Here is a 26,245-nt window from a genome sequence, read left to right as displayed (position 1 = left end):
GGCCGTGACGTTCTCACTCAGGAGTGTGGTGGCGGATGTTCGACTCGATGATGGTGACCGAGCTGTCGGTGCCGGACGCCTACCGGTTGACGCCGACCAAACACGACGACCGGCGCGGATACTTCTACGAGGCGTTCCGCTCCGAGGTGATCTCCGATGCGATCGGCTATCCCTTCACGGTCGGCCAGGCCAACTACTCGTCGAGCCGCCGCAACACGCTGCGCGGCATCCACGGCACCGCGCTCCCGCCGGGTCAGGCCAAACTGGTCACCTGCGTGCGCGGCGCGGTGCTGGACGTCGTGGTGGACCTGAGGGTGGGCTCGCCGACGTACGGGAAGTACGAGACGACGCTGCAGGATGAGAAGTCCGGCATCGCGGTCTATCTCGCCGACGGTCTCGGGCACGCCTTCCTGGCGCTGACCGACGACGCCTGCATGAACTACCTGTGCTCGGAGGCGTACGAACCGGGCACGATGCTTGAGATCGATCCACGGGACCCTGAGATCGGTATCCCGTGGGGTCTCACCGAGCCGCCGATCATGTCGGACAAGGACGCGGGCGCGCCCACCCTGGCTGAGGCGGCGGCCAAGGGGCTGCTCCCCACCTACGAGGATTGCCTGGCGCACTACGCGGCGCTGAAGGCCGGTCCGCAGCGCTGAACCGGGATGCCGCGGTGGGTTCACGCGATCGCCTTCTGTCCGTCCTATGCCGAGTGGAGTCGCACCAATGATCAGTGTCAGCACCGACCGGCTTCGCATGGGAGTCATGGGATGCGCGGACATCGCCTGGCGGCGGACCCTTCCCGCGATGGTGGCCGACGCGGACGTGCAGGTCACCGCGGTCGCCAGCCGTGACCTGCGGAAGGCGACCGCGTTCACCGACCGGTTCGGCGGCGTCCCGCTCAAGGGGTACGAGTCGATGCTGGACCGTCCGGACGTCGACGCCGTCTACATCCCGCTGCCGGCGCTGTTGCACGCGGAGTGGATCGAGCGGACGCTCGAATCCGGCAAGCACGTCCTGGTCGAGAAGCCGATGACCGACAGCCAGACGGAGACGAGCAGGCTCCTCGCGCTGGCCCGCTCGCGCGGGCTGGTGCTGCTGGAGAACTACATGTTCCTGCACCACTCCCAGCACGCCGCGGTACGCAAGCTGGTCGCCGACGGCGTGATCGGCGAGCTGCGCGGCTTCGCCGCCGCCTTCACCATCCCTCCCAAACCGGAGGGCGACATCCGCTACCAGCGTGACGTCGGCGGCGGCGCCTTCCTGGATTTCGGCGGCTACCCGGTCCGCGCGGCGGTGCACTTCCTCGGCGGAGATCTTCAGGTCATCGGCGCCGTCTTCCGGCACGACCAGAAGCAGGACGTGGTGATGTCCGGGAACGTCCTGCTCTGTACGCCGCAGGGCGTCCCCGCGCAGCTCACCTTCGGCATGGAGCACTCCTACCGGAACGACTACCAGCTCTCGGGCAGCACCGGCCGGATCCTGCTGGACCGGGTGTTCACCCCGCCGGAGACGCACCTGCCGGTGCTGCGCGTCGAGCGCCAGGACCATCGCGAGGAACTGATCCTGCCGGCCGACCACCAGTTCGCGAACGTGATCGGCGCCTTCGTGCGGTCGGTGCTGCACGGCGGCGACGTCCGGCCGCAGCAGGAGGGAAGCCTGCAGCAGGCGGCCCTGATCGAGCGGATCCGGCAGGTGGCGCTGCACTTCGAGATCTGAGATCGCATGGGTGAGGGCGGGCCGCGATCGGCCCGCCCTCACCCATGCGGTTCTCAGGAGCCGGGTCTGGCCCGCCGGGCGGCGTCCTCCCGCTTCAGCAGCGGCCAGATCCGCGACCAGGCCGCGGTACGGCCCTCGCAGAACCAGATCGGAGTGCCGATCCCGAGGCCGATCCTGCCCTCGACGGTGCCCACCTGCCGGACGCCGGAGAACATCGACCGCAGCTCGTCGTCCATCCCGCCGACGTAGAGGACCGGGCCCGGCTCCTCCGGCGGGGTCGCCAGGTAGCCGTACCCGCGGTGCCCGCTGTACGGGTGCGGCAGCCCCTGCCTGGTGCCCAGCACCTCCAGGGCGCCCGCCTGCCAGAAGTACCGGGTGAGGACCGTGGTCCGGTCCCGGGTGGCCGGTGGCAGCGCGTTGTAGGCCCGGGTGACCGAGTTCGCGAGCTCGGGCCAGCCGAGCTGGAGGAAGGCCTCCAGCATGTCCGACCGTTCCTGCGGGGTGGTCGGCTGCCTGAGCTCCGCGACCGGGGTGATCGGCAGTTGCACCAGCGGCAGCAGCGCCGCCAGTACGAAGACCGGCCAGCTGACGGTCCAGCGCCACCAGCGGGCCGGCCGGTGCCGCTCCATCCGTACCGCCGCCGCCGCGAAGACGAGGGGGAACACCCCGCCGACATAGGTGAAGCGGCCACCGGCCGCGAGCAGGATGGCGATCACGCCGAGCACGGTCCACCCGAGAAAGCGGTGGTCACGCAGGTCGGGGCAGCGCAGCAGCGCCCACAGGCCGTAGCAGAACAGCACCGTCCCGACCGGGATACCGGTGACCAGCAGCAGCAGCGGCAGGAACATCGGCCGGCCGCCCCAGAGCATCTCGTTCTCTCCGGTCAGCGCGGCGGCCACCTGGAGCTGCGGCCATCCGTGGACGGTCTGCCAGACCAGTCCGGGCAGCGTGGCGACCACCGCGATCGCGGCCCCCGCCCACAGCGCCGGCCGCCGCAGCAGGTCGCGCGGGCCGACCGCGAGCACGCTCACCGCCAGAGCCGCCCAGAAGACCGGGATGAGGAACTTGACCTGCAACGCCACGGCCGTGACGACCCCGGCCCACAGCAGCGGCAGGTCGGCGCTCCGGCCGGTCCTGCCCTCGCCGCGCAGCCGGACCCAGCGGATCACCAGCAGGCCGGCCGTCATCCACAGCACGACGTCGAAGGTCTCGGTGTCGAGCCTGCCCGCCTGGCCGAGGAACGCGATCGCGTAGGCGGCGGCCGCCATGACCTGCGCCCGCCCCCGGCCGCCCATCTCCCGCGCGATCTGCGCGGTGACCACGACACCGGCCGCGACCACGAGCAGGTCCAGCAGCCGGAGCGCGAGCAGCGAACCGGGGAACAGGGCGTCGGTCAGCGCGGCCAGCAGCGGCACGAGCGGCGGCTGGTCGGCGTATCCCCAGGCCGGCTGCCGACCGGCCGCGATGAAGTAGAGCTCGTCGATGTTGTAGCCGTAGCCGTCGATGAGCAGCGCCACCGGCACGACGACGGCCGCGACGATCAGCGACAACGGTTTCCAGGCGAGCGGGTGGTACTCCCGGCGGGGCCGGGCCGACGGCTCAAGCGCGATGATGGCCAATGATGGTTCCTTCGGTGTGGGCGATGTCTCCGTGCGGTGGCGTCAACGCGCGTGGCCGGGCAGGCCCTCGGGACCGATCAGGTCGGGACGGGTCCACCCGTCGAGGTCGTACTCGGCCATGCACTGCTCGGCGAAGCCCTTCAGCGCCTGGGCCTGCCCGCTCGCCGTGTAGGACTGCAGCGTCTGCACCCGGATGCCCTCGTGGTCGCCGGCGTAGGAGCGCTCGTAGAGTTCGTGGCGTCCGGCGAACTCGGTGCCGACGCAGTCCCAGAGCAGCTTGAGCAGCTTCACCCGGTCGATGGCCTGGATGCCCCGCGAGCCGCGCAGGTAGCGGTCCAGGTAGGGGCGCACGTCGGGGTTCTTCCAGTCGGCGGCGTGCGAGTTCAGGTAGATCAGGCCGCTGCCGAGGGTCTGCTGGAGGATCTCCTTGATGCGGGGATAGCCGACGCCCATGAACGTGCGATACGCCATGGCGTAGTTGAGGTTCGGCTGCACGGCGTCGCCGTGCCACGAGGTCGGCGACTTGGCCATCGCGTCGGACAGCCCCCAGAACAGGTCGCGCCAGTTGAGGATCTCGCCGATCTGGGCCTGCACGCCGCGGAACGTCGAGACGCCGGTCGCCTCCACGCCCTTCATCGCGCAGCCCGCGATGAAGTCCAGCTTGACGGCCAGTCGCGCGCAGCCGTGGAAGGTGAAGCGCTCCTGGACACCGGATCCGGCGGCGAAGGAGTTGGCCGCGCCGGCGTCGTACATGAAAACGTTCTCCCAGGGCACGTGCACCCGGTCGAACACCATGATGCTGTCGTTCTCGTCCATCCGGCTGGACAGCGGGTAGTCGAAGGGGCTGCCCTGCGCCGCCGCCGCCTGCTCGTAGGAGGTGCGGCAGATGAACTTCAGGCCGGGAGAGTTCGTCGGCACCGTGAAGACCAGGCCGAACTTCTTGTCCCTGAGCGGGAGGCCGAAGTGGGCGATGAAATTCGCGTTGGTGATCGCGGACCCGGTCGCGACGACCTTCGCGCCGGACACGATCAGGCCGGAGTCGGTCTCCTCCTCGACGTGGACGCACACGTCCGCGGTCCGGTCGGCCGGCCGGTCCCGGTCGACGGGAGGATGCGCGATCGCGTGGTTGAAGTAGAGCAGCCGCTCCTGCGCCTCCTTGTACCAGCGCAGCGCGTTGTCCTGGAACGGGTGGTAGAACTCCGCGTTGGCCTCCAGGGTGCCGAAGAAGCCGGCCTTGTAGTCCGGGGTGCGGCCCATCCAGCCGTAGACGAGCCGTTGCCAGGCGACGATCGCGTCCCGGGAGGCGACCAGATCGGCCGCGGAACGGGCCGTTTTGAAGTACGGATGGGTGAATCCGCCGTTTCCCGTGTCGGTCGGCACACGCAATACATCCGCGGCCTCCGGTTCGTGTAGCGCGTCGTACAGCCGGGCGATGGAACGCGCGCTGTTACGGAAGGCCGGGTGAGTGGTAACGTCCGGCACGCGCTCGCCCCCGATATATACCTCGCGGCCGTCGCGCAACGACTCCAGGTATTCCTCACCGGTCATCGGCCGAACATTATTCAGCGGGCCCGCCGGAGCGGGCAAAATGGTGGTCATCTCGGCTTTCTCCTTCGCGTGCGGGGGGTCGGAGCGGCCATGGCACGCTCCCCGGCGGTCCGCGTCGCCCGGCTGTCCCGCCGGCGGGACAGCTCCCAGCCATCGTCTAATAGCGACATTAATGCGCCGGGCGGCCCGTTCATTCGGTGAATACGGTGCGATAATTCGGCGGTGTCGAGACTTATCATGCACGGCTGGAGTTTTTGCGGCAATGACCATTTCCGGGGCCTGCGCTATTGACCCTGTCGAGGCGCCCTGGTTATGGTCGGGCCACGTTTTGGGGCCCGCTGATGTGGACAGCCATTCGAGGTGGCCCGGTAAATATGTTCGGCGGGTTCTGGCGGGTGCTGCCGGAAACCCATGAGAATGAAGCCGTCCGGAAAGGTGCCAATGTCTCGCGGAGCATATCTTCTGAATTTCCTGACGGAGCGGAACGGTGAGCGCAGGATATGAGGCCATCGACTGTGCGCCCCCCGGCCGGACGACTCCGGCGGTGAACGCGCGGGTCGGTGACGGCGTCCTCTCCGCGGTCGGTGCGACCCCCCTGGTGCGGCTGACGCGCCTCTTCGGGGACTCCCAGGTCCGGTTCCACGCCAAGCTGGAGTCGTTGAACCCGGGCGGCAGCATGAAGGACCGGTCCGCCATGGGCATGGTGCTGGGTGCGATCGAGCGCGGCGAGCTCATCCCGAACCAGTCGACGGTCGTCGAGTCGAGTTCGGGCAACCTCGGCATCGGGCTCGCGCAGGTGTGCCGCTGGTTCGGTCTCCGGTTCATCTGCGTGGCGGATCCGAAGATGACCGCCCAGAACCTCGCGATCCTGGCCGCGTACGGGGCGGAGCTGGACATCGTGCGCGAGCCCGACAACGAGGTGGGCGACTTCCTGTCCGCCAGGATCCGGCGCGTCCGCGAACTCGTCCACGACATTCCCCACGCGTTCTGGCCCAACCAGTACGCCAACCCGCTCAACGCCCGCGCCCAGGAAACGATCATGCAGGAGGTCGTCCGGCAGCTCGACGGGAACGTCGACTACCTCTTCGTGGCCACCGGAACCTGCGGCACCATTCACGGGTGCGCCAGGTTCGTCGCGGACCACGGGCTGGGCACGCACATCGTCGCCGTCGACGCTGAGGGCAGCGCCATCTTCGGCGAGCCGTCCTGCCAGCGGCTCATCCCGGGGCACGGCGCGGCGATTCGCTCGGAGCTGTACTACGACGGCATCGCCCACTCCGTGGCCCGGATGACCGACCAGGACTGCGTGGTCGGCTGCCGGCGGCTGGTCGGTGTCGAGGCGATCCTGGGCGGTGGTTCCTCGGGCGCCGTGGTGAGCGCGGTCGCGCAGCGGCTCGCGGAGATCCCGGCCGGAGCCAACTGCGTCCTGCTGCTGCCCGACCGGGGCGAGCGGTACCTGGACACCATCTACTCCGACGTCTGGGTGGAAGAGAGGTTCGGCGACATCGCCCACCTCTGGAAGGAGCAAACGGCATGCTGATCCTCCGCAGGAGCGACGTGCTGGCGGTGCTGGACGACGCCGAGGACGCCGTCTGCCGGACCGTCAGGGACGCCTACCTGGCCCATTCGCGGCGGGAGACCTCGGTGCCGCACTCGGTCTTCCTGCGTTTCCCCGGCAACACACGCGACCGGATCATCGCGCTGCCCGCCTATGTCGGGGGCGAGCGCCCGGTCGCGGCGGTCAAGTGGGTGGCGTCGTTCCCCGGGAACCTGGCCCTCGGGCTGGAGCGGGCGTCGGCCGCGATCCTGCTCAACTCCGTCACGGACGGACGGCCGGTGGCGCTGCTGGAGGGAGCGGTCATCTCGGCCAGGCGCACCGCGGCCGGCGCGGCCGTGGCCGCGGCCACGCTCACCGCCGACGCTCCCGCCGACGTCCGGAGCGGGGTCACGCTGATCGGCTGCGGGGTCATCAACTTCGAGATCCTCCGCTTCCTGCGGTCACAGCTCCCCGAGTTGGCGACGGTCACGGTGTTCGACCTCGACCCCGAGCGCGCCCGGGAGTTCGCGTCCCGGGTGCCCGACCTGAAGGTCGAGATCGCCGGTGACGTCGAGGAGGCGCTGGCCGCGCACCGGATCGTCTCCCTCGCCACCACCGCCGGCGAGCCGCACCTGAGCACGGACTCCTGCCTGCCGGGCACCGTCGTGCTGCACGTGTCGCTGCGCGACCTGACCCCCGAGTCGATCCTGGCGGCCAGGAACGTGGTCGACGACACCGACCACGTCTGCCGCGAGGCGACCTCGCTCGACCTGGCCGCGCGGCTGGCCGGGAACCGGGGATTCGTCACCGCCGAGCTCGGCGACCTGCTGGCCCCGGGCACCGCGCTGCCCTATGACGCCGGAGCCGTGACGGTGTTCTCGCCTTTCGGGCTCGGCGCCCTCGACGCCGCCCTCGCCGCCCACGTCATGGACGAGGCCGCGGCGCGGGGGCTCGGGATCCACCTTCCCGACTTCTCCACGGGCCCGGAGGCGGGTCCGGGAGAAGCGGAACAACGCGACCGTTGAGGAGAGAGATGTCCGCGGACGAGAAGTACCTGGTCGTGGTCAACCACGAGGAGCAGTACTCGGTCTGGTTCGCCGACCGTGCGCTGCCCGCCGGTTGGCGGGCCGAGGGCGCCTCCGGAACCCGGCAGGAGTGCCTGGACCACATCGAGCGGGTCTGGACCGACATGCGCCCGCTCAGCCTGCGGCTGCGCATGGCCGACGAGGCTCGCTGACGATCCGCCGAGCCATCCCGAGGGGACGATGAGCATGCCTGACCAGACCGGTGTGGATCCCACCCCTTCGCGACGGCACGCGCCGCCAGAGGACCACGCTCCGAACAGCGGCAGGGAGGCCGCGGAGCCGTACCCCGCGCTTCCGGTGCACGAGCTGATCGCGGCACAGGCGGCCAGGACGCCGGACGCGGTGGCGGTCGAGTGCCGCGACCGGCGGCTCAGCTACGCGGAGCTCATGGCACTGGCCGGTGCCCTCGCCGGTCGCCTGCGGCGGCTCGGCGTGCGTTCCGGCGAACCGGTCGGCGTGGCCGTGCCGCGCGGCGTCGAACTCGTCGCGGCGCTGGTCGGCGTGCACCTGGCCGGGGCGGCCTACCTGCCGCTCGATCCCACCCATCCGGCCGACCGGCTTTCCTACGTGCTCGACGACGCCGGGGCGAGGGTACTGGTCACCTCCGGCGCCGGCGCCGGAGGGGCGGCCGCGGCCACCGTGGTGCGGATCGACGACCTCGCGGAGCCGCGGTCCGAGCGGTCTCCGGAACCCGCGCCGCGGGCGGTGGTGCCGGACGACCCGGCCTATCTCATCTACACCTCGGGATCGACCGGACGGCCCAAGGGCGTGCTGGTCTCGCATCGGGCGCTCACCAACTTCCTGTGGTCCATGCGCGAGCGGCCGGGGCTGGCCCCCGGCACCGTCTTCCCGGCCGTGACCACGGTGTCGTTCGACATCGCGGCGCTGGAGTTGTTCCTGCCGCTCGTCGTCGGCGGGCGCGTGGTGGTCGCCGAGCCCGAGGACGCCCGCGACCCGGAGCGGCTCGCCGCCCTGCTGGCCCGCATCGGCGCGACCGTGATGCAGGCGACCCCGACGACCTGGCGGCTGCTGCTCGACGCCGGCTGGAGCCCGCCCGCCGGGTTCACCGCGCTCTGCGGCGGCGAGCGGCTGCCCGCCGAGCTCGCGCGCCGCCTGTGCGCGGGCGGCGCACGGCTGTGGGACCTGTACGGGCCGACCGAGACGACCGTGTGGTCGTCGGTCGCGTTCCTGGCGGACGGCGAGGTGCGCGACTTCGCCCCGGTGGCCAACACGACGCTGCACGTCCTGGACGACGGACTGAACGCGGTGCCCACCGGGGCGAGCGGAGAGCTGTGCATCGGCGGCGACGGCGTCGCGGTCGGCTACCACCGCAGGCCGGCGCTGACCGCCGACAGGTTCGTCCCCGACCCCTACGGCACGGTGCCGGGCGGACGGCTGTACCGCACCGGCGATGTCGCCCGGCGTCACCCGGACGGCAGGATCGAGATCCTCGGCCGCACTGACGACCAGATCAAGATCCGCGGACACCGGATCGAGCCGGGCGAGGTCGAGGGCGTGCTGGCGGCGCACGAGGGGGTGCGGTTCGCGGTGGTCCAGGCGGTCGAGGCCGGTACCGGACCGCGCCTCGTCGCCCACGTCCAGCCGGCCGACCCGGCCGCGCCGCCCTCCGCGCGGGAACTGCACCTGCACTGCGCGCGGCTGCTCCCGCCGTACCTGATCCCGGCGGACTTCCTCGGGGTGGCGGAGTTCCCCACGACGCCCAACGGGAAGATCGACCGGGCGGCCCTGCGGGCGATGCCCGCCGACGCGGTCCCGGCGGGACGCGAGCCGGGGACGCCCGCGGAACGCGCGGTGGCGGCGGCGTTCGCGGAGGTGCTCGAGCGTCCGGTGGCCGACGCCGAGGCGGACTTCTTCGCCCTGGGCGGGCATTCGCTCTCGGCCAACCTCGTGGTCGGCCGCCTGCGCGCCGAGCGAGGGATCGAGCTGCCGGTCGCCGCGCTGTTCGAGGCCCGTACCGTCGAGCGCCTCGCCGCGCGGCTGGAGACCGCCGGCCGCGCCCTCCCGCCGGTGCCGGTCGCGCCGCGGACCGGTCCCGTGCCGCTCTCGTTCGCGCAGCGGCGGATGTGGTTCCTGCACCAGCTCGACCCGGAGGGCACCTCCTACCTGGAGCCCCTCGCGGTGAGGGTGCCGGGCACGCCGGACCCCGACCGGCTGCGCGCCGCGCTGACCGGGCTCTTCGAGCGTCACGAGATCCTGCGCACCCGCTACCCGGCCGAGGGCGACGGCGAGCCGGCGCAGGTCGTCGAGCCGGCCGGGCCGGTCCCGGTGCGGATCGAGGACGGCGACCCCCGGCAGGTGCTCGCCGAGGAGATGACCCGCCCCTTCGACCTGTCCGCGGCCCCGCCGGTCCGGGTCCGCGTGGTCCGCGGGCCCGGCGGTGAGCACACCGTGCTGTTCACGCTGCACCACATCGCGACCGACGACCGGTCGCACGAGGTGCTCGCCGGCGAGCTGGTCGCGGCGCTGGAGGGCAGGCCGCTGCCGCCGCTCCCGGTCCGGTACGCCGACTACGCGATCTGGCAGCGCGACCGTATGGCGGGGTCCGCCGCCGAGCTCGTCGAGCGGGAGCTGGGGTTCTGGCGGGAGCGGCTGGCCGGGATGGAGCCGGCCGAGCTGCCGGCCGACCGGCCGCGCGCCGCGGTCCGCGACCCGAGGGCCGGTACGGTCAGGTTCGCCGTCCCGCCGGAGCTGGCGGCCCGCCTCGACGAGCTCGGCGGCGGCCACGGGGCGACGCCGTCCATCACGCTGCTGGCCGGCTTCCTCGCGATCCTGGCCCGCTACACCGGCCAGAGCGACCTGGCCGTCGGCGTGCCGGTCTCCGCGCGGAACCGGCCCGAGCTGGACGATCTCGTCGGCCTCTTCGTCAACACCATCGTGGTACGGGCGTCTCTCGCCGACCGGGCCGGCTTCACCGACCTGCTGGCGGAGGTCCGGGAGAGCGCCACGGCCGGGTACGCGCACGCCGAGGTGCCGTTCGAGCTGGTCGTCGAGGAGCTCGCGCCGCAGCGCGACCTGTCCCGCAACCCGCTGTTCTCGATCATGTTCGCGACGCACGAGGCGGCGGCCCGCCCGTCCGGCGTGGAGCTCCCCGACCTGCCGGGTGCCAAGTTCGATCTGGGCTGCCATCTGACGCGGCGGCCGGACGGCGGCCTGGACGGCCGGATCGAGTACGCGGCCGCGCTCTTCGACGCCTCGTCGATGGCGGGCTTCGCCGACCACTACGTGCGGCTGCTGCGGGCGGCCGTCGCGGCGCCGGACACACCCGTGCGACGGCTGCCGCTGCTCACCGGCGCGGAGGCCGCGGCGCCCGTCCTGGCGGGCGAGCCGGTGCCGGACGACTCCGGCACCGTGCCGGAGCTGATCGCGGCCCGCGCGGCCGTCACCGAGGGGATCGCCGTCACCGGCGGCGGAACCACCCTCACCTACCCCGAACTGGACCGCGAGGCCAACCGGCTGGCCGGTCGCCTCCGCGCGCTCGGCGCCAGCCGCGGCACGCTCGTCGCGGTCCGGCTGCCGAGAACCGCCGACCTCGTCGTCGCGCTCCTGGCCGTGCTCAAATCCGGGGCGGCCTACATCCCGCTCGACCCCGCCCATCCGGCCGAGCGTCTGGCACAGGCGCTGGCGGACTCCGCCGCGCCGCTGCTGATCGCGACCGCCGACGCCGCTCCGCTGCTCCCCGCGGGAGTCCGGCTGGTGGCGCTGGACGACCCGGCCGAGCGGGCCGGGATACGGGCCTGCCCGCCGACCGCGCCGGACGTCCGGCCGCACCCGGACGACCTGGCGTACGTGGTCTACACCTCGGGATCCACCGGTCGCCCCAAGGGGGCCATGGTCACCCACGGCGGCCTGGCCGGCTACACCCGCTGGGCCTGCGCGGAGCTGCGGCCGGGTGACGGCGTGGGATCGCCGCTGCACACCTCCATCGCCTACGACCTCGCCCTCACCTCGCTCTACCCGACGCTGGCCGCCGGAGCCCCGGTGCGGCTGGTGGACGAGGAGCCGGCCGGCGTCGAGCAGCTGGCGCGGGCGCTGGCCGACGGTCCCTACGGCGTCGTCAAGCTGACCCCGACCCACCTGGACCTGCTGGCCGGGACGCTCCCCGCCGACGTGCTGGCCGGCACGGCCAGGTGCCTGGTGATCGGCGGGGAGGAACTGCGCGGCGAGCAGCTCGCCGTGTGGTCCGCGCACGCCCCGGCGACCCGGATCGTCAACAGCTACGGTCCGAGCGAGACCGCCGTCGCCTGCTGCGTGCACATCGTGCCCGCGGGCGAGACGGTGCCGGGTCCGGTCCCGATCGGCCGGCCGATCCCCGGCGCCACCGTCTGCCTGCTCGACGACGCCATGCGCGCGGTGCCGCCCGGCGTGGCCGGCGAGATCTACGTCGGCGGGCGCGGTGTCGGCCAGGGCTACCTCGGCAGCCCGCGCCTCACCGCGGACCGCTTCGTACCGGATCCGCACGCGACCGAGCCCGGAGCGCGCCTCTACCGGACCGGCGACCTGGCCCGGCAGCGACCCGACGGCACCCTGGTCTTCCTGGGCCGCGCGGACCAGCAGATCAAGATTCGCGGTTTCCGCGTCGAGCCCGGCGAGATCGAGGGCGTCCTGGCCGAGCATCCGGCCGTCCGCGCCGCCGCGGTGGTCGCCGACCGGTCCGACCCGGGCAACCCGAGGCTGGCCGCCCACATCCTTCCGGCGGGCCCCGGCGTGCCGCTCTCCGAGCTGCGGACCTACCTGGCCGAGCGGCTCCCCGGTCACCTGGTGCCCACCCTGTGGGGGACCCTCGCCGAGCTGCCGCTGCTCGGCAACGGCAAGCTCGACCGCCGGGCGCTGCCCGGCCTGGCCCCGCTGGGCGGCGCGGAGACCTACACCGCGCCCGCCACCCCGGCGGAGCAGGCGATCGCCGAGGTGTGGGCCGAGGTGCTCGGAGCCGGCCGGGTCGGCCGGCACGACCGCTTCTTCGACCTCGGCGGGCAGTCACTGCTCGCCACCCGGGTGGTGGCCCGGCTGCGCGAGCGGTTCCCGGTGCCGGTCTCGGTGCGGGACGTGTTCGCCGCGCCGACCGTGGCCACTCTCGCGGACCTCGTCGCCGCCCGGGTGCGCGCCCAGATGGAGGAGATGTTCGGGGCGTCCGCCGGGGCGCGGCAGCCGGAGACGCCGCAGGCGACCGCCCTCTCCTCGCCCGTCACCCCCGCGGACAGGTCCCGCCCGCTGCCGCTCTCCTTCGCGCAGCGCGGCCTGTGGGTCCTGGACCAGTTGCGCCCGGGCGGGACGGAGTACCTCGTGGTGACCGCGCTGCGGCTGCGCGGAGAGCTCGACGTCGACGCGCTCGGGCGGGCACTGACCCGGGTGGCCGAGCGGCACGAGATCCTCCGCACCCGCTACGTCGCGGGCTCCGACGGCGAGCCCGCGCAGGTCGTCGACCCGCCGTCGCGGCTCCGCCCGGTCGCCGAGCACGCGGACCCGGCCGCGGTGCTCGAAGAGGAACTGGCCACGCCGATCGACCTGGCCCGCGGCCCCGTCCTGCGAGTCCGGCTGGTACGGGCCAGCACGGGCGAGCACGACGAGCACGTGCTGGTCCTGGTGACCCACCACATCGCCACCGACGGCTGGTCGAGCGGCATCCTCGCGGCCGAGCTGGCGGACGCCTACCTGGGCCGGGACCTGCCGGAGCCGGCTCTGCAGTACGCCGACTTCGCCGCCTGGCAGCGCGAGCGGTTCGCCGGGCAGGCGCTGGACGGCGCACTGGCGCACTGGCGCGGCAGGCTCACCGGTCTGGAGCCGACCGAACTGCCCACCGACCGGCCCCGTCCCCCGATCGGCGACCACCGAGGGGCGGTCCTCCGCTTCGACGTGCCGCCCACGCTGGCCGGGGCGCTGGAGGAGGTCGGCAGGCGGGCCGGAGCCACCCCGTTCACGACCTACCTGGCGGGGTTCTACGCACTGCTCGCCCGCCACACCGGGCGGCGGGACCTGGCGGTCGGCGTGCCGATGTCCGGCCGCGACTCCGCCGAGGTCGAGGGGCTGATCGGCTTCTTCGTCAACACCGTCGTGATGCGCGCCGACCTCACCGGAGACCCGTCGTTCAGCACGCTGCTCGGCCGGGTCCAGGACGTCGTCGCCGAGGCGTACCAGCATGACGGGCTACCGTTCGAGCGGCTGGTGGAGGAACTGGCACCGAGCCGCGACCTGTCCAGGCACCCGCTGTTCCAGCTGCTCTTCGCGTTCCGGGAGGAGGGCGAGGAGCGGTTCCGGCTGCCGGGGCTGGACGTCTCGCCCGAGCCGGTGCCGTGGCGCACCGCCAAGTTCGACCTCACCATGGAGCTGACCCGGCGTGCCGACGGCGGCCTGACCGGCGAGATCGAGTACGCGACCGCGCTCTTCGACCGGGCCACCGCCGACCGGCTCGCCCGCCACTACCTGACCCTGCTGGAGTCGGCGGCGGCCCGGCCGGACGGCGCGCTCGGGGAGCTGGAACTGCTCGACGACGCGGAGCGGCACGCGCTCACCGCCGGCGCCGGCGGCCCCGTCCGGAGCAGGCCCGACCTCGGCCTGCCCGAGCTGGTCGCCCGCCAGGCGGCCCTGGCCCCCGGCCGGGGCGCGGTGGAGTGTGACGGAGCCGCGCTCACCTACGGTGACCTGGACGCCGCCGCCAACCGGCTCGCCCACCACCTGCGGGCCGCCGGCATCCGCCGTGACGACGTCGTGGGCGTCTGCCTGCCTCGGCGACCGGAGCTGGTCGTGGCGCTGCTCGGCGTGCTGCGCGCCGGAGCGGCCTACCTCCCGCTCGACCCCGCCCACCCGGCCGACCGGCTGGCCTGGATGCTCCAGGACTCCCGGGCGCGGCTGGTCGTCGTCGACGCCGAGCCGTCTCCGGCGAGCGGCCACGGCACGCCGGTGCTGAGCCTGGCCGCCGAGCGGGCCGGTATCGACGCCCGCCCCGGCGAATCCGCGCCGGTCGGCACCGACCTGGACGGGTTGGCGTACGTCATGTACACCTCCGGCTCCACCGGCCGGCCCAAGGGCGTGGCCGTGCCGCACCGCGGCATCCGCAACCGGGTGCTGTGGACGGTCCACGAGCACGGGCTCGGCGCCTCGGACCGGCTCCTGCAGAAGACGTCGGTCACGTTCGACGCCTCCGTCTGGGAGTTCCTCGGGCCGCTGGTGTCCGGTGGCACCGTGGTGCTCCCGCCGGACGGGACCGAGCGCGACCCGGCGAGCATGGTCGAGGCGCTGGTCCGGGACCGGATCACCGTGCTCCAGGGCGTCCCCTCCTTCCTGCGGACGCTCGCCGACGAGCCGGGCCTGGAACGCTGCGGCACGCTCCGCCTGCTCTTCTCGGCCGGCGAGCCGCTGCCCGGCGAGCTCGCCGCCCGCCTGTCCACCCGGCTGGGGACGGCGCTGGTCAACACCTACGGCCCGACCGAATGCTCGATCGACGTGACCGCGTGGCAGTACGAGCCGGGCGACGGACCCGGCATCGTGCCGATCGGCAGGCCGCTGGACAACACCCGCACGGTCGTCTACACGCCGGACGGCAGGCTCGCCCCGATCGGCACGCCGGGCGAGCTGCACGCCGCGGGGGACGGCCTGGCCCGCGGCTACCTCGGCAGGCCGGGACTGACCGCCGACCGGTTCGTACCCGACCCGTACGGACCGCCGGGTGCCCGCGCCTACCGCACCGGCGACGTGGTGCGCCGCAGGACCGACGGCGCGCTGGAGTTCCTCGGCCGGGCCGACCGCCAGGTCAAGATCCGCGGTGTCCGGATCGAGCTGGACGAGGTCGAGGCCGTGCTGTCCCGGCACCCCGCGCTCGCCGCGGCCGTGGTCGAGGCCAGGCGGGGACCCGACGGCCTGCCCCGGCTGGTCGGCTACCTGGTGGCGCGGGGAGACGCGCCGGAGCAGCGGGAGATCCGCGAGTTCCTGCTCGCGCGGCTGCCCGAGCCGTACCTGCCCTCGGTGCTCCTCACCGTGGACCGCCTGCCGCGGACCTCCAGCGGCAAGATCGACCGGGCCGCGCTGCCCGACCCGGACGGCGTCCGGCGGGCCGGCCGGGCCGTCCCCGCAGCGCCGCGCACCCCGGCCGAGAAGATCGTGACGGATGTGATGGCCGAGGTGCTCGGGCTCGACGTGGTCGGGACGGGCGACGACTTCTTCGACCTGGGCGGCCACTCCCTGCTGGCGATCCGGATCGCGGCCCGGCTGCGGGCCGCGTTCGGCGTCGTACTGCCGGTCCGCGCCGTGTTCGAGGACCGCACCGCCGCCGCGCTGGCGGCCAGGGTCGACGGACTCGGCGTCCAGGCCACCGGCGAGATCGTCCCGCTGGACGCGGAACGGCGGGCCGGACCGGTCCCGCTCTCCTTCGCCCAGCAGCGACTGTGGTTCCTCGATCTCCTCGACCAGGGCGGCCAGTATCACGTGACCTGGGCGTTCCGGCTGTCCGGGCAGCTGGACGCCGAGGCCCTGGCCGGCGCGCTGACCGGACTGTTCGCCCGGCACGGCGCCCTGCGCACCCGTTACGTGACCGGGCAGGACGGCGGCGCGGTCCAGATCGTGGACCCGGCCGCCCCCGTTCCGCTGCCGGTCATCGACCTGTCCGGAGCGGACTCCGAACGGGTGACCACGTTCGTCCGCTCGCTCGCCGAGCGACCCTTCGACCTGGCCGGGCAGCCGCCCGCGCTGCCCTACCTGATCAGGCTCGGCGCCCGGAAGCATGTGTTCCTGCTGGTCATGCACCACATCGTCGCCGACGCCTGGTCCGAGCAGATCATGGCGCGCGAGCTCTCCGAGCTCTACGAGGCCCGGGTGCAGGGCCGGCCGGCGACGCTCGGGCCACCCCCGCTGCAGTACGCCGACTACGCGTCCTGGCAGCGCTCCCAGCTGACCGGCGACGTGCTGGACCGTGAGCTGGACCACTGGCGCGATCGGCTGGCCGGACTGCAGCCGCTGGAACTGCCCGCCGACCGGCCCCGGCCGCCGGTCCGCCAGGGCCGCGGCGCGACCGTCACCTGCGACATCCCCGCCGAGGTCGCGCAGCCGCTGCTGGCGCTCGGCCGGCGGCAGGGCGCGACCGCGTTCATGACCTTCCTGAGCGTGTTCGCCGCGCTGCTCGGCCGCCACACCGGTGCCACCGACGTGGCGATCGGCACGGTCGTCGCCGGTCGTGGCCAGGCGGAACTGGACGACGTCGTCGGGTTCTTCGTCAACACCGTCGTGGTGCGGGTGGACCTGGCCGGCGATCCGACGGTGACGACCCTGATCGGCCGGGTCAGGGAGAGCGCGCTGGACGCCTTCAGCCACGACGAGCTGCCCTTCGACCGGCTGGTGGAGGGGCTGGCCCCGCAGCGGGACCTGTCCCGCTCCCCGCTGTGCGACGTCACGTTCGGGCTGCGCGAGCAGGCGCCCGAGCCGCCGCGCCTGACGGGGCTCGACGTGCGGCCGGTCGCCGTCGAGCGGACGACGGCCAAGTTCGATCTCACCTTCGGTCTCACCGCCGGCACCGACGGCGGCTACCTGGCCGAGCTGGAGTACGCGACGGACCTGTTCACCGAGGCGACGATCCGCCGTCTCGCCGGACATTTCCGGACCCTGGTGGAGTCGGCGGCGACGGCACCGGACCGGCCCGTCAGCCGCCTCGACATGCTGGACCCCGCCGAGCGCGGACGGCTGCTGCGGGACTGGAACCCGCGGGCCACGCCGATCACGCACGAATCCCTGCACGAGGCGTTCGCCGCCCAGGCCGCCCGCACCCCGGACGCGCCCGCGGTCGAGTACGCCGGCGAGCGCCTGACCTACGCCGAGCTGGACGACCGGGCCACCACGCTGGCCAGGCGGCTGCACGCCGCGGGGGTGCGCCCCGAGGACCCGGTGGCCGTCTACCTGGACCGGTCACCGGCGGCGGTGACCGCGCTGCTGGCCGTGCTGCGGGCGGGCGGGGTGTATGTGCCGCTGGACACCGCGCAACCCACCGAACGCCTGGCGGCGATGCTCGGCGACCTGCGGCCCGCGGTGGTGCTCACCGACCGCGGGCTGAGCTCCCTCCCCGGCTCGGCCCCGGTCCTCACCGTCGGAGAGACGGTCGGCGAGGCGGAGGACGCGCCACCCGGTGACCTCCCGCTCATCGACCTCCCACCCGGGGACCCCGGGCGCGCCGCGTACATGATCTACACCTCGGGCTCGACCGGCCGGCCGAAGGCGGTCGTCGTCCCGCACGGCGCGTACACCCACCACTGCCGCGTCCACGCGGACGCGCACGACATCCGCCCCGGGGACAGGGTGCTGCTGCACGCGCCGCTCATCTTCGACCCGGCCATGGCGCAGATGGGCGCCACCCTGCTGGCGGGCGCCACCGTGGTGATCGGCGACACCGGCGTCGTCGCCCCCGCCGACCTGCCGGACCTGCTGGCCGAGACCGGGGTGACCCACGTCGCGCTCGCGGCCACCTACTACCGCGACGTGATGACCGGCATCCGGCCCGGCGACCCGAGGCCGGCCGCGCTGCGCGTGCTGGCCGTCGGCGGCGAGGCGGTCGGCTACCAGGACGCCCGGCTCTGGCTGGCCACCGGCCTGCCCGCCAGGTTCCTCTGCGTGTACGGCCCGACCGAGGCCACCATCGGCAGCCTGTGCCACCCGGTGACCCCGGCCGAGGTGGCCGCCGCCGCCCCGGACGCGGGCCTGCCGATCGGCCGCCCGCTGCCGGGCACCCGGGCCTACGTGGTGGACGCGGCGTTCAACCCGGTGCCCGTCGGCGTGGTCGGTGAGCTCTGCCTGGGCGGCCCGCGGGTCAGCCGGGGGTACCTGCGGCAGCCGGGGCTGACCGCCGATCGTTTCGTCCCCGACCCGTTCGGCGAGGAGCCCGGGGAACGGTTGTACCGGACGGGGGACCAGGTCAGGTACCGTCCCGACGGGGTGATCGAGTTCATCGGCCGGATCGACGCCCAGGTGAAGCTGCGCGGGTTCCGGATCGAGCTCGGCGAGATCGAGACCGCGCTGGCCGCGCACCCCGGCGTCCAGGCCGCCGCCGCGGCGGTTCAGGAACTCGCGCCGGGCGACCGCCGGCTGGTGGGGTACGTCGTGCCGGCATCCGGGTCCGGGGGCGCGCCGTCGTCGCCGGAGCTCCGGGCCCACCTGCGCGACCGGGTGCCGGAGTACATGGTGCCCGCGCTGTTCGTGACGCTGGACGGGCTACCCGCGACCGCGGGCCAGAAGGTGGACCGCCGCGCGCTGCCGGTGCCCGACCCGGGCACCGCCCTCGCGCCGGAGGAGGCGGTCCCGCCGGGCACCGAGGTGGAGGAGGCCATCGCCGCCGCCTGGGCCGACGTGCTCGGCCTGCCCGCCGTCGGCGTGGAACACGACTTCTTCGAACTCGGCGGCCACTCGCTGCTCGCCACCCGCCTGATGGCCCTGCTGCAGGACCTGTTCGGACTGGAGATCCCGCTACGCGTCCTGTTCGAGGCCACCACCGTCCGCGCGCAGGCCACCGCGCTGGAAAGACTGGCCGAGGCCGCCGCCCCCACATCGTACGAGGGAAGAGACGATGAGCACTGACGTGACCAAGCCGGAGACGAGCGCGGGCGCCGGGCTGCTGAGGGATCGCCTGCGTTCCCGGCGTGCGGCGGGGCGGGAGGGCGCCATCCCGCCCCTGCCTCCCGGCGTTTCGCCGCCGCTCTCCTTCGCGCAGCGGCAGCTCTGGGTGCTGGACCGGCTCCGCCCGGGCGGCACCGACTACCTGGTGCCGCTGGTGATCCGGCTACGCGGTGACCTCTCCGGCGTCGATCTGGGCGCGGCCCTCGACGAGCTGGTACGTCGTCACGAGATCCTGCGCACCCGCTACACCACCGAAGGGCCCGACGCCGAACCGATCCAGACGATCGACCCGCCGGGCCCGGTGGAGCTGGCCTTCGACGACCTCACCCCGGCCGAGTTCGACGCCCTCCTGGAAGCCGAGACCGGCACGCCGTTCGACCTCGCCACGGGTCCGATGCTGCGCGCCAGGCTGGTACGGCTGGCACCCGAGGAGCACGTACTGGTCCTCATGCTGCACCACATCGCCGTCGACGGCTGGTCGGGCGGCCTGCTGGTACGCGAGCTGGCCGCGCTGGCCACCGGCGAGGAACTGCCCGCGCCCAGGTTGCGGTACGCCGACTTCGCGGCCTGGCAGCGCGACCAGCTCTCCGGTGAGCGGCTGGAACGCGACCTCGACCACTGGTCGGAGACCCTCCGTGACCTGCCGGCGCTGGAACTGCCGACGGACCGGCCGCGCCCGGCGGTGTGGGACCCGGCGGGGGAGACCGTCCGGTTCGACATCCCGGCCGAGATCGGGCACCAGGTCCGGATCCTGGCCAGGGAGCACCAGGCCACCCCCTTCATGGTCTACCTGGCGGCGTTCTGGTCGCTGCTGCACCGGTACACCGGCCAGGCCGACTTCGCCGTCGGCAGCCCGGTGGCCGGCCGGACCCGCGCGCAGACGCACGACCTGATCGGCGTGTTCGTCAACCTGCTCGTGCTGCGAGCCGACCTGTCCGGTGACCCGACGTTCGCCGAGCTGCTCGATCGCGCCCGCGGTACGGCCCTTGAGGCCTTCGCCCGCCAGGACGTCCCGTTCGAGCGCGTCGTCAACGCGCTGGCGGCCGGCCGGGACCTGTCCACCCACCCGCTGGTCAGCGTCAACCTGACCCTGCAGAACAACGAACCGCTGAGCTTCACGGCCGGAGCGGTCTCCGGCGAGCTGGTCCCGGTCCTGGCGCGACAGGCCAAGTTCGACCTGAGCTGGACGCTGGAGGAGAGGCCGGACGGTTCGGTCGCGGGCGAGGCCACCATCGCACGCGCGCTGCTCGACCCGGACACGGCGCGGCGGATGGCCGAGCACTACGTCCGCCTGCTCGGCGCGGCCGTCGCCGACCCCGGGACGCGGGTGAGCGAACTGCCGCTGCTGGGCGCCGCGGAGCTCGATCGGCTGGTCCGCGGGCCGGTCGTCTCGCCGAGCGCCGAGACGACCGGCGAGCCCTGCCTGCACGAGCGCTTCGCCGCCCGGGTGCGGGAGCGGCCCGGCGCGATCGCGGTGACCTTCGACGGACGGCACCTGACCTACGCCGATCTGGAGGCCAGGGCCAACCGGCTGGCGCACCGGCTGGCGGAACTCGGCGTGGGCCGCGAGGATCTCGTGGGGATCTGCCTGCCGCGCGGCGTCGACATGCTGGTCGCCGTCCTCGCGGTGCTCAAGGCCGGGGCGGCCTACCTGCCGCTCGATCCGGATCATCCGGCCGAGCGGATCGACTTCCTGGTCCGTGACGCCGCCGCCCGTGTCGTGGTCACCGAGACCGCGCTGGCGGAACGGGTGTCCGGACACTGTCTGTGTCTGGACGACGCCGATGAGATCGACCGCATCGCGGCGCTGCCCGCCGAGGCGCCCGCGCTCCGGACGCACCCCGGCGATCTCGCCTACGTCATCTACACCTCCGGGTCCGCGGGCCGCCCCAAGGGTGTCCAGGTGACCCATGCCAACGCGGTCCGCCTGTTCACCGTGACCGAGGACGACTACGGCTTCGGCCCGGACGACGTCTGGGCGCTGTTCCACTCCTACGCCTTCGACTTCTCGGTCTGGGAGATGTGGGGCGCGTTCCTGTACGGCGGCCGCCTCGTCGTCGTCCCCTACGAGGTGTCGCGCTCGCCCTGGGACCTGGCCGTGCTCCTCGCCGACGAGGGCGTGACCGTGCTCAACCAGACGCCGTCGGCGTTCCGCTCGCTGGTCGATCTGGCCAGGCGCGGTGAGGCCGCCCTCGACCGGCTCCGGCTCCGCCTGGTGGTCTTCGGCGGGGAGGCGCTCGACGTCGGCATGCTCGAACCCTGGTGGAACAGGTACGGCGCCGAGCGGCCGAGGCTCGTCAACATGTACGGCATCACCGAGACGACCGTGCACGTCACCTACCGGCCCCTCGGCCCGGCCGATCTGGCGGGGGACCGCAGCCCGATCGGGCGGCCCCTCGGCGATCTCACCCTGCACGTGCTCGACGGGCGGATGCGTCCGGTGCCGGTCGGCGTGCCGGGCGAGCTCTACGTGGGCGGCGCCGGCGTCGCCCGCGGCTACCTCGGCCATCCCGCGCTCACCGCGGACCGTTTCGTGCCCGATCCCTTCGGGCCGCCGGGCTCCCGGCTCTACCGCTCGGGAGACCGGGCGAGGTGGCGGCCGGACGGCGACATCGGCTTTCTCGGCCGCCTCGACGACCAGGTGAAGATCCGCGGGTTCCGGATCGAGCTCGGCGAGGTCGAGGCGTGCCTGTCCGGCCATCCGGACCTGGACGACGCCGTCGTCACCGTGGACGAGAGCGTGCCCGGCGAACGGAGGCTCATCGGCTACGCCGTCCCCAGGGACAGCGCGCGGATCGGCGCGGCGGAGCTGCGCGCGTACACGGTCGAGCGGCTGCCCGGCCACATGGTCCCGGCCGCCTTCGTGATCGTCCCGAAGCTGCCGCTGACCGCCAACGGCAAGGTCGACCTGCGGGCGCTGCCCGCTCCCGACGGCTCGCGGCAGGAGCAGGGCAACGGCTACGTCCCGCCGCGGACCGAGGCGGAGACGGCGATGGCCAGGATCTGGGCCGAGGTGCTCGGCATCGAGCGGGTCGGCGTGGGTGACAACTTCTTCGAGCTCGGCGGCGACTCGATCCGCGCGGTCCGCCTCGTCGGGGCGCTGCGCGCCGGCGGCCTCGACTACTCCGTGCAGAGCCTGTTCCGGCATCAGAGCATCGCCGACCTGATCCTGGCGGGCGACGGCGACGCCACCCACGTCGAGCGGGCCGGCACGCCGCCGTTCGCGCTGATCGGCGCGGAGGACCGGGCGAAGGTGCCGGCCGGAGTGGTGGACGCCTATCCGATGGCGCGGGTCCAGGCCGGCATGGTCTACGAGCTGCTGGCCGACCCGGACGGCAACCCGTATCACAACATCACCAGTTACCTGATCCGTGATCCCGGCGTCTTCGACGTCGCGGCGTTCGCCGCCGCGACCGAGGAGGTCGTGGCCCGGCACGACATCCTGCGCACCTCGTTCGACCTGGCGACCTTCTCCGAGCCGCTGCAGCTCGTGCACGAGCGGGTGGAGGTCGAGGTCGGGTACGCGGACCTGCGCGGGGAGTCGCCGGACGAGCGGGAGGCGAGCATGACGGCGTTCCGGGCGGCGGAGCGCGCACGGCTCTTCGACCTCGCTGCGGCGCCGCTGCTGCGCGTCCACGCGCACCAGGCCGGTGACGACCGGTGGTACTTCTCGCTCACCGAGTGCCACGCGATCCTGGACGGCTGGAGCCACAACTCGATCATCACGGAGGTGCTCGACCTCTACCGGGCGATCCGCGACGGCCGGCCCACGCCCGCCGGGGAGTCGAGCGCCGTCAGGTACGCCGACTTCATCGCGCAGGAGCGGCGCAGCCTGACCGGCCAGGCCGACCGGGCGTTCTGGCGGGACCGGCTGGGCGGCGCGAACCGGCTGACCATCCCCGCCGCCTGGGCCGACCCGGACGGTCCGGGGGCGTACTCGACGGTCGTGCCGTTCCACGACATCGAGGCCGCGCTGCGGGGGGTGGCCACGTCGGCGGGGACGTCGCTGAAGAGCGTGCTGCTCGCCGCGCACGTCGCGGTGTGGCGGGCGGTCGCCGGCCCGGGGCCGTTCTACTGCGGCCTGGTGTGCAACGGCCGTACCGAGGTCGAGGGCGGGGACCGGGTCCGCGGCATGTTCCTCAACCCGGTGCCCTTCGTCGCGCCGACCGGGGCGGCCACCTGGCGCGAGCTGGTCGAGGCGGTGTTCGCCGAGGAGGTCGAGCTGTGGCCGCACCGTCGCTTCCCGCTGCCCGAGATGCAGCGCGAGTTCGGCGACGGGCAGCGGGTGCTCGACGTGGCTTTCAACTACCTCGACTTCCACGTACTGGACCGGGAGACGGTCGACACCTCCGGCAGCACGGACGTCAGCCCGAACGAGTTCCCGCTGGCGGTCATGAGGGGCGCCCAGGGGCTGGTGATCGCCACCAAGTCGTCGTGGGTCGGGCGCCCGTACGCCGAACTGCTCGCCCGGATGTACCGGCGGGCGCTGACCCTGATGATCGCCGACCTCGACGGCGACGCCGGTGTGTCACTGCTCCCGGCGCGCGAGCGGGAACGGCTGCTGACCGGCGGGGTGGACCGGACCCGGGCGCCCCGGCCGCGCCGGGGTGTCCACGAGCTCTTCGCCGAGCAGGCCGAGCGGATCCCCGACGCGGTGGCGGTCGAGGCGGCGGGGGCCACGCTGACCTATCGGGAACTGCGCGACCGCGCCTGGCGCTGGGCGGCCGGCCTGCGGGAGGCGGGCGTGCGCGCCGGGGACCTGGTCGGGGTGTGCCTGCCCAGGGAACCCGACCTGGTGGCGGCCGTGCTCGGCGTCCTCGCCGTGGGCGCGGCGTACGTGCCCATCGACCCCGGGCACCCGGCCGACCGGATCGCCGCGCTGGTGCACGACGCCGGGCCGCGGGTCGTGGTGAGCGGCACCGAGATCGCCGGGGCCGTCGTGGTCACTCCCGGCCGGATCGATCACGCCGAGCCGGTCGCCGAACCGCACCGGCCCGATCCGGAGGAGCTGGTCTACGTCGTGTACACCTCCGGGTCGACCGGCCGCCCCAAGGGGGTGATGGTCCGGCACGGCGCGCTTGCCGACCGGGTCTGGTCGATGTGGCGGAACCTCGGCCTGGCCGTCCACGACGTGGCGGCCGCGGTCGTGCCGATGGTGACCGACGTGTGCCAGCTCGCCGTCTTCACCACCCTCGCAGGCGGCGGCCACCTGGTCCTGGCCGGTGAGGACCTCGGCCGGGACCCGGTCTCCCTCGCCGGGCTGCTGCGCGGCAGCGGCGCCAGGTTCCTGCAGGCCTCGCCCACCACCTGGCGGATGCTGACCGAGTCGGGCTGGTCCCCGCCCGCCGGATTCCGGCTGCTGTCCGGGGGCGAGGCGATGAGCGCCGACCTGATGACCCGGCTGCGCGCCACCGACGCCCAGGTCTGGGACATGTACGGCCCGAGCGAGGCGACCGTCTTCGCCTTCGGCACCCGGATGACCGATGACGGGCCCGTCTGGGTGCCGGCCGCCGACACCACCGTGTACCTGCTCGACCGGGACCTGGAACCGGTGCTCGACGGGGTGGCCGGAGAGATCTTCGTCGGTGGCGACGGGCTGGCCCGGGGTTATCTCGGCAGGCCCGCCACCACCGCGGACGTGTTCCTGCCCGACCCGTTCGCCGAGCCGGGCGGCAGGATGTACGCCACCGGCGACATCGGCAGGCGCGACCGCGGCGGCCGGATCGAGATCCTCGGCCGGCGCGACCACCAGCTCAAGATCCGCGGGTTCCGGGTCGAGCTCGGCGAGGTGGAGAACATCCTCGCCGACCATCCGGACGTCCGGGCCGTGGTGGTGCACCCGGTTCCCGGGCCGCAGGGTGAGCAGCGGCTCGCCGCCTACCTGATCCTCCGCGACGGCGCCGCGGTCGAGGAGGTGCGCCGCCACGCCGACCGGGTGCTGCCCGGGTACATGGTGCCGACCCACTTCGTGGTCCTGGAGTCCTTCCCCCGCCTGGCCAACGGCAAGGTCGACCGGGCCGCGCTGCCCGTGCCCGGTTCCGACCGGCCGAGGGTGACCACGCGGTACGAGCCGCCGGACGGTCCGGTCGAGACGGCGATCGCCGAGGTGTGGGCCGACGCGCTGGGCATCGAGCGGGTGGGCCGCGACGACGACTACTTCAAGCTGGGCGGCCACTCGCTCCTCATGCTCCGGATCGTCGCCCGGCTGGCCAGGGAGCACCGCGTCGAGGTGACCTTCCGCGACTTCCTGGAACACCGCACGGTACGCGGCCTGGCGGCCGCCGCCGCGACGGAGCGGGCCAGGCCGTCGGTGCTGCTCTGGCTCAACGACCAGGACGAGGGCACGCCGCTGTTCTGCGTCCACCCCGGTGGTGGGAGCGCCCACTGGTACCGGCATCTCGCCGACGTGTACGCGCCGGAACGACCCCTGGCGGCCTTCGAGTGGCCCGGACTGCACGGCGACCACGGTCACGCCACGAGCGTGCCGGAGATCGCGGCCACCTACCTGGCGGAACTACGGGAGGCACGGCCGAAGGGCCCGTACCACATCCTCGGCTGGTGCGCCTCCAGCGGTATCGCCTGGGAGATGGCCCGTCAGCTCCACGAGATCGGTGAACGGCCCAGGCTGATCCTGATCGACCCGTTCGAGTACGCCTCGGCCGGGGTCAACCCGCTGCTGGCCAACCTGGAGGTGCTGCGCCGGGCCGAGGGGCTGCTCGCGGACCTGCAGGACGGGCCGGGCGGCGAGGAGGCGCGCGCCGAGATCATGGCCGTGCTGCGCGAGGTGATCGACGACGGCGACCTGCTGGTCGACGGTGCGGACCTCGACCTCGGCGAGGGCTGGACGCACTGGCTGCGCTCCTGGCGGGAGATGCTGGAGGCCCGCTCCCGCTACCGTTTCGCCGCCTACCCGGGCACGGTCGACCTGATCGTTTGCGAGGAACTCGCCGCGGGCGGCTACCAGACCATTCTCGGCCGGTCGTTCGACGACTACCTGGACCAGTGGCGGCGGCAGGCCGCGGGGGTACGTGTCCGCCGCGTCCCCGGCGACCACCGGACGGCGCTCTTCCCACCGCAGGTGTCCATTCTGGCGGCCGCGCTGACCGCGGTCATCGACAACCCCGAGGAGTGAG

9 protein-coding genes are annotated in these 26,245 nt (G+C 73.5%); 7 read left to right on the top strand and 2 right to left on the bottom strand.

Features of this window, described 5'->3' with window-relative positions; translation table 11 throughout:
• The first annotated feature begins 35 nt into the window (after nt 1-35).
• Together ABT130_RS31315 and ABT130_RS31310 are read left to right on the top strand one after the other, a co-directional pair.
• Entirely contained in the window at nt 36-659 is a 624-nt protein-coding gene (locus ABT130_RS31315; protein WP_326645859.1) for a dTDP-4-dehydrorhamnose 3,5-epimerase family protein, read from the top strand.
• A gap of 67 nt (nt 660-726) precedes the next feature.
• On the top strand, nt 727-1,719 hold the full coding sequence (locus ABT130_RS31310; RefSeq protein ID WP_350961418.1) for a Gfo/Idh/MocA family protein: 993 nt from the start codon (nt 727-729) through the stop codon (nt 1,717-1,719).
• Between the two features lie 53 nt (nt 1,720-1,772).
• Here ABT130_RS31310 and ABT130_RS31305 read toward each other — a convergent pair whose 3' ends face one another.
• Nucleotides 1,773-3,338 carry a glycosyltransferase family 39 protein gene (locus tag ABT130_RS31305; RefSeq protein ID WP_350961415.1) on the bottom strand — a complete coding sequence of 522 codons (1,566 nt, stop codon included), beginning with the start codon at nt 3,336-3,338 and terminating at the stop codon, nt 1,773-1,775.
• Between the two features lie 42 nt (nt 3,339-3,380).
• Complete coding sequence (locus ABT130_RS31300) at nt 3,381-4,886, bottom strand: 4-hydroxyphenylacetate 3-hydroxylase family protein (protein ID WP_350961412.1); 1,506 nt, start codon at nt 4,884-4,886, stop codon at nt 3,381-3,383.
• A gap of 487 nt (nt 4,887-5,373) precedes the next feature.
• Here ABT130_RS31300 and sbnA point away from each other — a divergent pair, with 487 nt between their 5' ends.
• From sbnA to ABT130_RS31275, 5 genes are read left to right on the top strand one after another with little or no spacing between them, the layout of a single operon-like run.
• On the top strand, nt 5,374-6,426 hold the full coding sequence (gene sbnA / locus ABT130_RS31295) for a 2,3-diaminopropionate biosynthesis protein SbnA (RefSeq protein WP_350930000.1): 1,053 nt from the start codon (nt 5,374-5,376) through the stop codon (nt 6,424-6,426).
• Nucleotides 6,420-7,448 (top strand): 2,3-diaminopropionate biosynthesis protein SbnB, encoded by a 1,029-nt coding sequence (sbnB, locus tag ABT130_RS31290; RefSeq protein WP_350929999.1) that lies wholly within the window; start codon nt 6,420-6,422, stop codon nt 7,446-7,448. The genes sbnA and sbnB overlap by 7 nt, the downstream gene beginning before the upstream one ends.
• 8 nt (nt 7,449-7,456) lie before the next feature.
• On the top strand, nt 7,457-7,660 hold the full coding sequence (locus ABT130_RS31285; protein ID WP_326645853.1) for an MbtH family protein: 204 nt from the start codon (nt 7,457-7,459) through the stop codon (nt 7,658-7,660).
• Between the two features lie 34 nt (nt 7,661-7,694).
• Nucleotides 7,695-19,073 (top strand): non-ribosomal peptide synthetase, encoded by an 11,379-nt coding sequence (locus ABT130_RS31280; RefSeq protein ID WP_350961409.1) that lies wholly within the window; start codon nt 7,695-7,697, stop codon nt 19,071-19,073.
• Nucleotides 19,063-26,244, top strand: coding sequence for a non-ribosomal peptide synthetase (locus tag ABT130_RS31275; RefSeq protein ID WP_350961406.1), 7,182 nt, complete (start codon nt 19,063-19,065; stop codon nt 26,242-26,244). Before ABT130_RS31280 ends, ABT130_RS31275 begins: the two co-directional genes overlap by 11 nt.
• The last annotated feature ends 1 nt before the right edge of the window (nt 26,245 follow it).

The sequence above is a fragment of the Streptosporangium sp. NPDC001681 genome, assembly GCF_040298085.1.
Classification (GTDB): Bacteria; Actinomycetota; Actinomycetes; order Streptosporangiales; family Streptosporangiaceae; genus Streptosporangium.
Note: the sequence above shows the minus strand (reverse complement) of the source record. Positions and strands in the feature narration are given on the sequence as shown.

What these genes read in the sequence shown, in the direction of transcription:
- ABT130_RS31315 (WP_326645859.1), top strand. Translation starts at nt 36, where the DNA reads ATGTTCGACTCGATGATGGTGACCGAGCTGTCGGTGCCGGACGCCTAC.
- ABT130_RS31310 (WP_350961418.1), top strand. Translation starts at nt 727, where the DNA reads ATGATCAGTGTCAGCACCGACCGGCTTCGCATGGGAGTCATGGGATGC.
- ABT130_RS31300 (WP_350961412.1), bottom strand. Translation starts at nt 4,886, where the DNA reads ATGACCGGTGAGGAATACCTGGAGTCGTTGCGCGACGGCCGCGAGGTA.
- sbnB (WP_350929999.1), top strand. Translation starts at nt 6,420, where the DNA reads ATGCTGATCCTCCGCAGGAGCGACGTGCTGGCGGTGCTGGACGACGCC.
- ABT130_RS31285 (WP_326645853.1), top strand. Translation starts at nt 7,457, where the DNA reads ATGTCCGCGGACGAGAAGTACCTGGTCGTGGTCAACCACGAGGAGCAG.
- ABT130_RS31280 (WP_350961409.1), top strand. Translation starts at nt 7,695, where the DNA reads ATGCCTGACCAGACCGGTGTGGATCCCACCCCTTCGCGACGGCACGCG.
- ABT130_RS31275 (WP_350961406.1), top strand. Translation starts at nt 19,063, where the DNA reads ATGAGCACTGACGTGACCAAGCCGGAGACGAGCGCGGGCGCCGGGCTG.